This window comes from Streptomyces sp. CAI-85 (assembly GCF_013363615.1).
In the GTDB taxonomy this organism is placed as follows: Bacteria; Actinomycetota; Actinomycetes; order Streptomycetales; family Streptomycetaceae; genus Streptomyces; species Streptomyces antibioticus_B.
On record NZ_JAANNX010000026.1, the window covers coordinates 62199 to 74830 of the forward strand.

Consider the following 12632-nt stretch of genomic DNA (forward strand, 5'->3'; position numbering starts at 1 on the left):
GACCCCCTTACGTACGACCGTACGATGGAGGGGGTCCAGTGCCGTATCGAGGAGGAAGACCGTGGCCGACGAGCTCACCCCGGAGACCCCGGAAGAGTCTGAAGAGCCGATCAAGCAGCGCAAGAACGGCCTGTACCCGGGCGTCTCCGACGAGCTGGCCGAGAACATGAAGTCCGGCTGGGCCGACACCGAGCTGCGCGACCTGGAGCCGATCGCCCAGGCCGCCGAGACCGCCGCCCGCCGGGCCGCGCTGTCCGCGCGCTTCCCGGGCGAGCGCCTGGTGATCCCCGCGGGCAACCTCAAGACCCGGTCGAACGACACGGAGTACGCCTTCCGCGCCTCCGTCGAGTACGCGTACCTCACCGGCAACCAGACCGAGGACGGCGTCCTGGTCCTGGAGCCCAAGGGCGAGGGCCACGACGCGACGATCTATCTGCTGCCGCGCTCCGACCGGGAGAACGGCGAGTTCTGGCTCAGCGGCCAGGGCGAGCTGTGGGTCGGCCGCCGCCACTCCCTCACCGAGGCCGCGAAGCTGTACGGCCTGCCCGCCTCCGACGTGCGCGAGCTGGCCGCCGCGCTGCGCGAGGCCACCGGGCCGGTCCGGGTCGTGCGTGGCCACGACGCCGGCATCGAGGCCGCCCTGACCGACAAGGTCACCGCCGAACGCGACGAGGAGCTGCGGGTCTTCCTCTCCGAGGCCCGGCTCGTCAAGGACGACTTCGAGATCGGCGAGCTCCAGAAGGCCGTCGACTCCACGGTCCGCGGCTTCGAGGACGTCGTGCGCGTGCTCGACAAGGCGCAGGCCACCTCCGAGCGCTACATCGAGGGCACGTTCTTCCTCCGCGCGCGGGTCGAGGGCAACGACGTCGGCTACGGCACCATCGCCGCCGCCGGGCCGCACGCCTGCACGCTGCACTGGGTGCGCAACGACGGCCCGGTCCGCGCGGGCGACCTGCTCCTGCTGGACGCGGGCGTCGAGACGCACACGTACTACACCGCCGACGTCACCCGCACCCTGCCGGTCGACGGCCGCTTCACCGACGTCCAGCGCAAGATCTACGACGCGGTGTACGACGCCCAGGAGGCCGGCATCGCCGCCGTCCAGCCGGGCGCCAAGTACCGCGACTTCCACGACGCGGCCCAGCGTGTGCTGGCCGAGCGGCTCGTGGAGTGGGGCCTGGTCGAGGGGCCGGTGGAGCGGGTCCTGGAGCTGGGCCTCCAGCGCCGCTGGACGCTGCACGGCACGGGCCACATGCTCGGCATGGACGTCCACGACTGCGCCGCCGCGCGCGTGGAGTCGTACGTCGACGGCACCCTGGAGCCGGGCGTGGTCCTCACCGTCGAGCCGGGCCTGTACTTCCAGGCCGACGACCTGACCGTGCCGGAGGAGTACCGCGGCATCGGCGTCCGCATCGAGGACGACATCCTCGTCACGACGGACGGCAACCGAAACCTCTCGGCGGGTCTGCCGCGCCGCTCGGACGAGGTCGAGACGTGGATGGCGTCCCTGACGTCCTGAGCCACACACACATACGGAACGGCCGGGCACGCACACATCGGTGCCCGGCCGTTCGTGTGTCTGCGTGGATGCGGGGCCGATGCCGAACGCGGCCAGAGCCGCGCCCCCCGGCAGGTGTGGCCGCGCCGACCTCGCCCGGCACACCGCCGGCGCCCGGCCAGACAGGCCACCCGGCCGGACCGCACCGCCCGCGGCCGGGGCGCCGTGAGCGCCCGTCCTGATGTACCGCGTGCCTGCGACCGTCAGGGCAACGCGTCCACGAACAGTGCGCCCGTCAGCAGGGCCGCGCTGCCGCGCGGGGTCCATCCTCGGGTGCGGAGGTCCGTGTCGAACGCGGCCAGGGTCGCGCCGCCGGTGGGTGTGGACGTGCCGCCCTCGGCCAGGATTCCGCGGGCGGTCGCCTGGACGTGGCGGAGGCCCAAGGGGCCTGCCGTGTGGAGGAGTTCGGTGTCCTGGAGGGTGGACATCACGGTGAGGAGGGCGTCCAGGCGGGCCTGGGGTTCGGTCGCGCCGGCCCGGCGGGCGGTGCAGAGGGCCTCCAGGGCCCGTCGGACGTGGGGGAAGCCGGCGCGGGCCTCGCCGCGGGCACCCGGGGCGCCGTACTTCGCGGAGACGGAGGAACCCCGGGAGGGGCGCCGGGGCGCGCCCTTGTCGGGGTGGGCGGCGATCCGCTTGGCGGTGGTGGTGACCTCGGGTCCGCGGGCGCCGGGGTCGAGGGCGGCCGCCGCGACCAGCAGGCCGAGCGCCCACAGGGCACCCCGGTGGCCGCCGCCTGCCAGACCCACCGTGTGCTCGGTGCACCGCCCGATCGCGCCCAGCTCGGCGCGCAGCCGGGGTGTCGCCTCGCCGATGCGGCGGGCCGCGGCGGCCATCGCGGCCAGGCCGGGCGCGAGGGCCTTGGCCGACCAGCGCAGGCCGCGGTGGTCGCGGCGGGTGACACGGGCGTCCAGGTCACGGGGGTCGGGCAGGCCCGGCTTGGGAGCCAGGGCCAGTTGACCGGTCAGCGCGGCCACCGCGGCCTGCGCGAGCACCTCGTCCGCACGGTCCGTCACGGCGCGTCGCTCGGCGGGGTGCCACCACCGCCTTCTCCGCCACCGCCCTCTCCGCCACCGCCCGCGCCCGTGTTCTCGGCGTCCGGGTCGATCCCCAGGGTCAGGAACCCCTTGTACCCCTTGGACGGATCCTTCTTGTGCACGGCCTCGAGGGTGAGCAGTCCGCTCGCCGCGCCGCCGCCGTCGTAGACCATGTCGTCGTCCAGGACCGTGTAGCTGCCGGAGTGCCGGGAGTAAGGCTCCAGGGTGAAGATCTCCTCGGCGATCGCGTCGTCGAAGAAGAACTGGCCGGTGAAGTTGACCTTGCCGCCCTCGTACGTGCCGTCCTCCTTCTCGCCGCCGGTGTGCACCTTGACGTGGATGTGGCAGGTGCGGGGCGTGTACCAACCGGGGAAGATCGTCTCGAACTTGACGACCCCGTTGGCGTTGGCGACCTGATAGCCGCGCAGATACGTGTCGTCGTCGGCGGTCGAGCCGTCCTCGCTCTCGGCGGGCGCCGAACCGCCGGGGTTGGCCGTGGTGTAGCCGGAGTAGTAGCCCCACGCGTCGCAGTGCCAGATCTCGACGGCCGCGCCCTTGACCGGCGTGCAGCCGTCGGTGGCGTCGACGACGGCCAGCCGCAGCGTCAGCGGGACCCCGCTCTTGCCCTCGGTGATGTCCTTCCGCACCAGGGCCCCGTCGAGGTAGTAGGGCCCTTCCGTGACGCTCGTCATCAACGTCATGCACGCGGCCCCGGTCGAAGCAGATGCCGAAGCCGAAGCCGATGTCGCCGTACCGGAATCGGCGGACGCCGCCTGGTAACCGGCGACGGCGAGCCCGCCGGCCACGGCCGTGCCGCCGGTCACCACGAGGGCACGGCGCCGGGTGATGGTGCTGTCTTTGTGGTTTCCCGTCATGCCAGGAACCTAAGAACACCGACCGTCAGACGCCTTGGGGGACGCTGAGAGCGGGCTGTGAGTGCCGACGCGGCGTCAGACCGCCATCAGCGGCGCGTCCTTGCGCCACTTCAGGATCTTGTCGAAGCTCACCACGGCCCCCGCCCGCCCCGGCTTGTTGCCGATGTGGACATGGTCCGCCAGCTCCTGGATGAGATGCAGACCGCGGCCGTCCTCCGCGAACACGGACGCCACCGCGCGGCTGGGGCGCTCGCCGAGGAAGCCGGGACCGGAGTCGGCGACCTCGATACGACACTTCTCGCCGTCGAGGTAGGCGGTCACCCGGTACGCCTCCGACCCGCCGCCGTGCCCGCGGTTCCCGCCGTGCTCGACGGCGTTGGCGCACGCCTCACTGAGGGCGACGGAGAGGTCGTAGCTGACGTCCGGGTCGACGCCGGCCGTCTCCATGGTGCCGAGGAGCAGACGACGGGCGAGCGGAACACTCGCGGCTTCACGCCGCAGATGGAGTGACCACCAGATGCTCATGCTCCAGCCTCCTGGCTGCGGCTCGACATACCGATACGTATTGCCGCTACGACACCTCCGTAAGCGCGAATTCCACGTGATGCGGCCCATATGGGGGATGTGGTGAAGGCGGGAATCGGTGTATGTGAGGCGCACGGGGTATCAGTCGTACCACTCGTCCCAGAAGCGGATCATAGGGTGATCTTTCCCATCTCACCGGGGCATGCGGAATCTTGCGGACCTGCCGTATGACGGCCGCGCGGCCAGTGCGATGATGAGCCCGCCATGAGTGCCCCCCACCCGCGCGCGGCGCGCCGTCGAGACGAGCGCCCCGGCGGCGCGCGTTCCGAAGCCGGCCCCCGGCTGCTGCGGGCCGCGGTGTTCGCCGCGGTCTGTGTCGTGCTGGCCGCGGCCGGGCACACCATGGCCGCCTGCACCGCCGTTCCGCTGTGGACGCTCGGCGCGGGATTCCTGGGCGTGCTCGCGGTGGTGGTGCCGCTCGCCGGGCGCGAGCGCTCACTGCCGTACGTCGCCACGCTGCTCGCCGCCGGACAGGGCGTGCTGCACACCCTGTTCGGGCTCGGGCAGCACACCGCGGCGGCGGCCACGACGACGGCCACGGGTCTCACGGACGCCGAACTGGTGGCGCGGGCCGCCCGGCTGGTCTGCGGGGCCGCGGCGGCGGCGATCACCCCGGCCCGGGCCCAGCAACTGCTGATCGACGCCCGGCTCTACCCGGGCGGCACGGGCGGCACGGGCGGCACGGGCGCGACGGACGGCATGGGGTCCATGCACCACGCGGCCGACGCCCTGCCGACGGCCGTGAGCGGCGGCTCGGGGCTGTCGTCGATGGCACCGCTGTCGTTCCTGCCGTCGCCGCATCTGCTGCCGTCCCTGCCCATGCTGCTCTGCCATCTCCTCGCGGCCCTCGCCGCCGGCTGGCTGCTGCGGCGCGGGGACGCCTCCCTGCGGCGGCTGATCGACCTGTCGGCGCACGGCGTCGCCGAGGGGGCGTGCGTACGGTCCCTGCGCGCGGCGCTGGCGCTGGTGCGCGCGCTGCTGGCCGGGCTGCCCGCCACGCCTTCGGCGGCCCCGCGCCCGCCGCTCGCCGCGCTGCTCGCACCGGCCGAGCCGCGCACCACCGCACTCCAGCACTCGGTGATCAGACGCGGCCCGCCGGCCGCCGGGGCTCTCGTCCTCGCTGCCTGACACGACGCGACCGACACTCCACCGACTCGGGGGGACGGGGCGCCGTCGTACGGCACGCGCGCGTGCGTGGTGCTCCGCGCACGTCTGTCACCGTCGCCACCTCATCCTGAGTGGAGTGCTCACCGTCATGAAGACCTCTCGTATCGCCGCCGCCACCGTCGTCGCCGGTCTCGCCGTCCTCGGCGTGGCCTCGCCCGCCCTCGCGCACGTGTCCGTCCAGCCGGAGGGCACGGCCGCCAAGGGCGGTTACGCCGTCGTCGACTTCAAGGTGCCCAACGAGCGCGACAACGCCTCGACCACCAAGCTCGAAGTGACCTTCCCGACCGACCACCCGCTGGCCTCGGCCATGCCGGAGCCGATCGACGGCTGGAAGATCCAGGTCACCAAGGCCACCCTCGACAAGCCGATCGAGCTGCACGGCAAGCAGATCTCCGAGGCCGTCTCCAAGATCACCTGGACCGCGACCGGCAAGGGCGTCGAGCCGGGCTTCTTCCAGAAGTTCCCGGTGTCCGTCGGCACGCTCCCGGAGGACACCGACGAGCTCGTCTTCAAGGCGATCCAGACGTACTCCAACAAGGAGGTCGTGCGCTGGATCGAGGTCCAGGAGGACGGCGCGGAGGAGCCGGAGAACCCGGCGCCCGTGCTCGCCCTGTCCGCCGCCTCCGAGGACGGCCACCACGGCGCGGGCGCCGACAAGGCGTCCGACGACTCCCACGGGTCCGAGGAGAAGGACGACGCCGAGGCGGCGTCCGCGACCACCGAGGCCGCGGCCGGCGACAGCAGCGACACCACGGCCCGGGTCCTCGGCGTGGTCGGCATCGTCGTCGGCGCCGCGGGCGTCGGCTACGGCGTGCTGGCCGGCCGCCGCCGGACGACGACCGACGCCTGATCCGGGGCCGGGGCGGCGCCGACGGATGACCGCCGGCGCCCGGCTCGACTCGTCCACGGTGCGTGCCGGGGGCGTACAGCACGTCCGTACGCCCCCCGGCGCCCGCCGGAGTTCATACATCTGGGACATTTCTCTATGCGCACCAAGACGTTCGCCGCGGCCGCGCTGCTCGCCGCCGCCACCCTGACCCTCTCCGCCTGCGGCACCGACGGCGGGGACGGCGGCAACAGCGCCGTCGCCGTGGTCGACCCCGAGTCGGCGAAGACCGGCGCGTCCTCGCACGTGACCGTGCTGGACCAGCCGTTCACCAAGCCGGACCTCGTGCTCACCGACACCGAGGGCAAGAGCTACGACCTCCGTGCGGAGACCAAGGGCCGTCCGACCCTGGTCTACTTCGGCTACACCAACTGCCCCGACGTCTGCCCGCTGACGATGAACAACATCGCCGTCGCCAAGAAGCAGCTCCCGAAGGCGGAGCAGGACGCGCTGCGGATCGTGTTCGTCACCACCGACCCCGAGCGGGACACCCCGGCCGCGCTCGGCACCTGGCTCAAGGGCATCGACCCGGAGGTGGTCGGCCTGTCCGGCGACTTCGCCACCATCCAGGCCGCCGCGCTCGAACTCGGCATCTCCGTCGAGGCACCGCACAAGGACAAGAACGGCAAGACGGTCTCCACCCACGGCACCCAGGTCGTCGCCTTCTCGCCGAAGACCGACGCCGGGTACCTGCTGTACAACGACGAGGCCACCGTCGACGAGTACACCAAGGACCTGCCCAGGATCGTCAAGGGGCAGAAGCCGTGAGGCTCCTGGCACCCGTGGCCCTGGCGGCGGCGCTGCTGCTGACGGGCTGCGGCACGGGCTCGGACCCCGCCGCGGCGAAGCTGTCGGTACGCTCCGCCTACATACCCCAGCCGGTCTCCGACACCATGGCCGCCGGCTTCCTCACCATCGTCAACGAGGGCGGGGCGAAGGACGAGCTCACGTCCGTCACCAGCACCGCCGCGGGCAACGTCACCCTCCACGAGACCGTCGGCTCGTCGATGCGGGAGGTCGACTCCCTCGACGTCCCCGCGCACGGCCGGCTGGAGTTCAGGAGCGGCGGCAGCCATCTGATGTTCGAGCAGCTCCGGCGCAAACCCGTGGAGGGGGAGACGGTGACCGTCGAACTGCACTTCGCCGCGTCCGGCCCGCTGAAGGTCGACATCCCGGTGGAGTCCGCCGTGTACACCCCCAAGACCGGCCACTGAGGGAGGGACCACCGTGAGGCAGACCATCGCCCCCCGCGTCCGGATGTTCGTGCTGCTGTTGCTGGCGGTCACCGGCGCCCTGCTGGCCGGCGCCGGACCGGCCTCCGCGCACGCCGCGCTGACCGGCAGCGACCCCGCGCAGGGGGTGGTGGTCGACAAGGCTCCCACGCAGGTGACGCTGACGTTCTCCGAGACCGTCTCCCTGAACGACGACTCGCTGCGCGTCCTCGACCCCAAGGGCACCCGGGTCGACGACGGCAGACCGGGCAACGTCAGCGGCACCTCCTACGCCGTCCGGCTGCACTCCGGGCTGCCCGACGGCACGTACACAGTGACCTACCAGGTGGTGTCGGCCGACAGCCATCCGGTCGCCGGCGCCTACACCTTCTCCATCGGCGCGCCCTCCGAGACCAGCGTCTCGGCGTCCGCCAGGGAGGCCGGCGGCGGGGTCGTCGGCTGGCTGTACGGCTTCGGGCGGTACGCCTCGTACGCCGGGTTCATCGTGCTGACCGGTGCCGCCGCCTTCGTGCTGGCCTGCTGGCAGCGCGGGACCGGGGTGCGGGCCGTGCAGCGGCTCGTCGTCTCCGGCTGGGTCACGATCACCGCGGCCACCCTGTTCCTGCTGCTCCTGCGCGGCTCCTACACGAGCTCGGGCAAGCTCGGGGACGTCTTCGACCTGGAACTGCTCGGGCAGGTCCTCCAGACCAAGACCGGTGCCGCGCTGGTCTCCCGGCTGATGCTGCTCGCCGCGGCCGCGCTGTTCATCGCCGTGCTCTTCGGCGCCTACGACAAGCGGGAGGCCGAGGAGAAGCGGGACCTGACCTTCGGGCTCGCCATCGGCGGGACCGTGGTGGCCACCGGGCTCGCCGCGAGCTGGGCCATGGCCGAGCACGCCTCCACCGGCATCCAGCCGGGCCTCGCCATGCCGGTCGACATCCTGCATCTGCTGGCCGCCGCCGGCTGGCTGGGCGGGCTGACCGCGCTGCTCGTCGCCCTGTACCGGGCACCGGCGGACCGGCCCGTCGAGGCGGCCGCCGTCCACCGCTTCTCCCAGGTCGCCTTCGGCAGCGTGGTCGCCCTGGTCGCCACCGGCGTCTACCAGTCCTGGCGCCAGCTCGGCTCCTGGTCCGCCTTCACCGACACCCGCTACGGACAGCTCCTCCTCGCCAAGATCGCCCTGGTCGCCCTGCTCGTCGGCCTCGCGTGGATCTCCCGCCGGTGGACCGCGCGGCTCGCGGACACGACGGTGAAGGGGGCCGCGGCGGCCCGGTCCGGGGCTCCCAAGAAGCAGCACGTGCCGGCGTCGGCGGCGGCAGCGGGCGGCTCCGAGAAGCAGGCGGCGTCCGCGGGCGGCGGTAAGGCGGGCGGCAAGCAGGACACCCAGCGGGCCGCTCAGCTCGCCCGGCAGCGGGCCGCCGTCGAGACTGCACGGCAGAAGCGGCTGCGGGACGGCGACCCCAACCGCTTCGGGCTGCGCCGCTCGGTGCTCGCCGAGGCCGGTGTCGCCATTGTGCTGCTCGCCGTCACCACCGCGCTGACCTCGACCGAGCCGGGCCGTACGGAGCAGGAGGCCGCCAAGGCCGCCGCGGCCTCGTCCTCGTCGTCCTCCTCGGCGACGGGCTCCGCCTCCGGGGCCCTGACGCTCGACATGACCTTCGACACCGGTGGCACCGACGGCAAGGGGGTCGTCAGCGTGGACATCGACCCGGCCCGCGTCGGCGCCAACGAGATGCATGTCTACGTCACCCGGCCCAACGGCCGCGCCTTCGACGTCCCCGAGGTGAAGGTCGCCTTCACCCTGGAGGCCAAGGACATCGGGCCGCTGCCCGTCGTGCCCGACCACATCACCACCGGCCACTGGTCGGCGAACGGAGTGCAGGTCCCGCTGGCCGGCGAGTGGAAGATCGCCGTGACCGTGCGGACCTCCGACGTCGACCAGGTGACCGTCTCCAAGAACGCGCAGATCGGCTGACCGCACCATGCCCGACCAGTCCCTCCCCGAGGCCCGTACGTCCGAGGCCGCCCGCACCGTGCCGCCGTCCTCCGAGCCGTCCTCCCCCGAGGGCCTCACCCGGCGCAGGCTGCTCGGGACCGCCGGGGCCACCGGGCTGGTCCTCGGGGCGGCCGGCGCGGCGGGCGGGTATGCCGCCGCTCCCGCGCAGGCGACGCCGCTGTCCTCGATCGGGGCCGGGAAGGCGATGTTCCACGTGAAACATCAGCCGGGCATCACCCAGGGCCTCCAGGCGCGCGGCCATCTCATCGCCTTCGACCTCGCGGCCGGTGCGGGCCGCAAGGAAGCGGCCGCGCTGCTGCGCCGCTGGTCGGATACGGCCCGCCGGCTGATGGCGGGCGAGGCGGCCCCGCACGACGACACCGACATCGCCCGGGACGCCGGACCGTCCTCGCTGACGGTCACCTTCGGCTTCGGCCACAGCTTCTTCGCCCGCACCGGACTGGAGAAACAGCGCCCGGTCGCCCTCGACCCGCTGCCCGACTTCTCCTCCGACCGGCTGGACAAGTCCCGCAGCAACGGCGATCTGTGGGTGCAGATCGGCGCCGACGACGCCCTGGTCGCCTTCCACGCCCTGCGCGCGATCCAGAAGGACGCGGGCAGCGCGGCGAAGGTCCGCTGGCAGATGAACGGCTTCAACCGCACCCCGGGCGCCACCGCCCACCCCATGACGGCCCGCAATCTGATGGGCCAGGTCGACGGCACCCGCAATCCCAAGCCGGCCGAGTCCGACTTCGAGCGGCGGATCTTCGTCCCCGAGTCCGGCACGAAGGACCCCGCCTGGATGGCGAACGGCTCCTACGCCGTCGTACGGCGGATCCGGATGCTCCTCGACGACTGGGAGAAGCTGTCGACCGGGGCGCAGGAGCAGGTCATCGGGCGCCGCAAGGCCGACGGGGCGCCGCTGACCGGGGGCGACGAGACGACCGAGATGGACCTGGAGAAGACGGACGCGCACGGCGATCTCGTGGTCCCGCTCAACGCGCACGCCCGGATCACCCGCCCCGACCAGAACGGCGGCGCGGCGATGCTGCGGCGGCCCTTCTCCTTCCACGACGGTATCGACCCGGACGGCACCCCGGACGCGGGTCTGCTCTTCGTGTGCTGGCAGGCGGATCCGCTGCGCGGTTTCGTCACCGTGCAGCGCAAGCTGGACCGCGGTGACGCCCTCTCGGCGTTCGTCCGCCATGAGTCCAGCGGCCTGTACGCGGTGCCGGGCGGGGCGGCGGAGGGCGGGTACGTCGGGCAGGCGCTGCTGGAGGGGTGAGGCTCCCATGCGAAGGCCCCGCACGGTCCCGGAAGTCCCCGGAAAGGCCGAGTTGAATGCCCACAGAGCCCCTGAAGGCCCTTGAAGGCCCACGGCGGCCATTAGGGTGAGGTCATGCCAGCGAGCTACGCGTATCTCGGTCCCGAGGGCACCTTCACGGAGGTCGCCCTGCGCACGCTTCCGGAGACGGCCACCCGGCAGTTGATCCCGTACGTCTCCGTGCAGTCGGCGCTGGACGCGGTGCGCTCGGGCGAGGCCGAGGCGGCGTTCGTGCCGATCGAGAACTCCGTCGAGGGCGGGATCACCACCACCCTGGACTCGCTGGTCGCGGGCGCGCCGCTGATGATCTACCGCGAGGTGCTGCTGTCGATCACCTTCGCGCTGCTGGTCAGGCCCGGTACCGCGCTGTCGGACATCAAGACCGTGTCGGCGCATCCGGCCGCCCAGCCGCAGGTCCGCAACTGGCTGAAGGCGAACCTCCCGGACGCCGTGTGGGAGTCGGCCGCCTCGAACGCCGACGCCGCCCGGCTGGTCCAGGAGGGCCGCTACGACGCCGCCTTCGCGGGTGAGTTCGCGGCCGCCCGGTACGGTCTGACGGCCCTGGAGACCGGGATCCACGACGCGGAGAACGCCCAGACCCGGTTCGTCCTGGTGGGCCGGCCCGCCCGGCCCGCGGCGCCGACCGGCGCGGACAAGACGTCCGTCGTGCTGTGGCAGCGCGACGACCATCCCGGTGGGCTGCGCGATCTGCTGGGCGAGTTCGCCACCCGCGGTATCAACCTGATGGTGCTCCAGTCCCGTCCCACCGGCGCCGGGATCGGCAACTACTGCTTCTGCATCGACGCCGAGGGCCATATCTCCGACCGCAGGGTCGCGGACGCGCTGATGAGCCTGAAGCGGATCTGCCGCGATGTCCGCTTCCTCGGCTCGTACCCGCGTGCGGACGCGGTCGCGGCGGACGTGCCGGCTCCGCTGCCGGGGACCTCCGACGCCGCGTTCACCACGGCCGCGGACTGGGTGGCGCGCTGCCAGGACGGCCGGTTCTAGCCCTGCCCCACCGCCGGGTTCCGGCTGGTCCTACCTGCATATCTTCGTTATCCACAGAAGTTATCCACAGGACGGCTTCTCGACCTGGGGACAAGTCGACAACGAAGCATGATTCAGTCGACAAATCGGCCTACAGCCCCTCGGGACGTCACGCCACCCGTACGCCACCCTTCGCCCACCTGTTCCCTCCCGTTTCCTTCGAACAATCCTTTAGGGCGACCCTTTTGCACCCGAAAGTGGAGACGAGAGGCGTTTGGGCAAGGAATTCATCACCCCGGGGACCCATGCCGGAATGATCAATTCCAGTGTCCACAGATGATGCGCACACCCTGTGGATAACTTTCCCTGGGAGCCGATTCCTGTGGACAACCGGGCCGCCAAATCCCGGTCCCCGCAAGGAAATCAGGTCAACCCGGCGCCCGGGGCCTGCCCCGTCCCAGGGAGTGAGACGCTTTTTATTGACACGCTCGGCAATTCCCTCACAACGCACCGTAAGCCGCGATTCGGAACGCGCGGCGCGCGGTTCGGAATAGTCGGTCGTGACCCGCAACTGCGCACCGGTAGCCTTGAGCACGTGATTGACCTTCGCCTGCTCCGTGAGGACCCCGACCGTGTGCGCGCGTCCCAGCGCGCCCGTGGAGAGGACGTCGCGCTCGTCGACGCTCTCCTGTCTGCCGACGAGCGGCGCAGGTCGTCCGGCGTCCGCTTCGACGAGCTGCGCGCCGAGCAGAAGTCGCTCGGCAAGCTGATCCCCAAGGCGTCCCCCGAGGAGAAGGCCGAGCTGCTCAAGCGGGCCGAACAGCTCAAGGCCGACGTCAAGGCCGCCGACGCCGAGAGCGACGCGGCCGACGCCGAGACCCAGGAGCTGCTGCTGCGCCTCGGCAACCTCGTCCACCCGGACGTGCCGGTGGGCGGCGAGGAGGACTTCGTCACCCTGGAGACGCACGGCACCATCCGCGACTTCGGCGCCGAGGGCTTCGAGCCCAAG

11 protein-coding genes and 1 pseudogene are annotated in these 12632 nt (G+C 72.2%); 9 read left to right on the forward strand and 3 right to left on the reverse strand.

Going from position 1 to position 12632, the window contains the following annotated elements; all coding sequences use genetic code 11:
- Nucleotides 1-61 precede the first annotated feature (61 nt).
- Nucleotides 62-1519, forward strand: a complete 1458-nt coding sequence (locus G6W55_RS24505) for an aminopeptidase P family protein (RefSeq protein WP_175522992.1) — start codon at nt 62-64, stop codon at nt 1517-1519.
- 242 nt (nt 1520-1761) lie between these two features.
- Here the strand turns inward: G6W55_RS24505 and G6W55_RS24510 are convergent, their stop codons facing one another.
- From G6W55_RS24510 to G6W55_RS24520, 3 genes are all read right to left on the reverse strand, one after another.
- Entirely contained in the window at nt 1762-2571 is an 810-nt protein-coding gene (locus tag G6W55_RS24510; RefSeq protein WP_175522993.1) for a triphosphoribosyl-dephospho-CoA synthase, read from the reverse strand.
- Nucleotides 2568-3467 (reverse strand): intradiol ring-cleavage dioxygenase, encoded by a 900-nt coding sequence (locus tag G6W55_RS24515; protein ID WP_175522994.1) that lies wholly within the window; start codon nt 3465-3467, stop codon nt 2568-2570. Before G6W55_RS24515 ends, G6W55_RS24510 begins: the two co-directional genes overlap by 4 nt.
- 75 nt (nt 3468-3542) lie before the next feature.
- Nucleotides 3543-3992, reverse strand: coding sequence for an ATP-binding protein (locus tag G6W55_RS24520; RefSeq protein ID WP_175522995.1), 450 nt, complete (start codon nt 3990-3992; stop codon nt 3543-3545).
- Between the two features lie 264 nt (nt 3993-4256).
- Here G6W55_RS24520 and G6W55_RS24525 point away from each other — a divergent pair, with 264 nt between their 5' ends.
- The 8 genes and pseudogenes from G6W55_RS24525 to G6W55_RS24560 form a co-directional block, all read left to right on the forward strand.
- A complete protein-coding gene (locus tag G6W55_RS24525) occupies nt 4257-5180 on the forward strand; it encodes a hypothetical protein (protein ID WP_175522996.1) in 924 nt (307 codons plus the stop codon).
- A gap of 127 nt (nt 5181-5307) precedes the next feature.
- Nucleotides 5308-6069 (forward strand): YcnI family protein, encoded by a 762-nt coding sequence (locus G6W55_RS24530; RefSeq protein ID WP_175522997.1) that lies wholly within the window; start codon nt 5308-5310, stop codon nt 6067-6069.
- 135 nt (nt 6070-6204) lie between these two features.
- Nucleotides 6205-6873 (forward strand): SCO family protein, encoded by a 669-nt coding sequence (locus tag G6W55_RS24535; protein WP_175522998.1) that lies wholly within the window; start codon nt 6205-6207, stop codon nt 6871-6873.
- Nucleotides 6870-7319, forward strand: coding sequence for a copper chaperone PCu(A)C (locus G6W55_RS24540; protein ID WP_175522999.1), 450 nt, complete (start codon nt 6870-6872; stop codon nt 7317-7319). The genes G6W55_RS24535 and G6W55_RS24540 overlap by 4 nt, the downstream gene beginning before the upstream one ends.
- A 13-nt stretch (nt 7320-7332) precedes the next feature.
- Nucleotides 7333-9291, forward strand: coding sequence for a copper resistance protein CopC (locus G6W55_RS24545; protein ID WP_175523000.1), 1959 nt, complete (start codon nt 7333-7335; stop codon nt 9289-9291).
- Nucleotides 9292-9298: 7 nt separating this feature from the next.
- Nucleotides 9299-10597, forward strand: a complete 1299-nt coding sequence (gene efeB / locus G6W55_RS24550; RefSeq protein WP_175523001.1) for an iron uptake transporter deferrochelatase/peroxidase subunit — start codon at nt 9299-9301, stop codon at nt 10595-10597.
- A 114-nt stretch (nt 10598-10711) separates the two neighbouring features.
- On the forward strand, nt 10712-11644 hold the full coding sequence (gene pheA, locus G6W55_RS24555) for a prephenate dehydratase (RefSeq protein WP_175523002.1): 933 nt from the start codon (nt 10712-10714) through the stop codon (nt 11642-11644).
- 574 nt (nt 11645-12218) lie between these two features.
- Nucleotides 12219-12632, forward strand: a pseudogene (locus G6W55_RS24560) (serine--tRNA ligase); the annotation flags it as partial.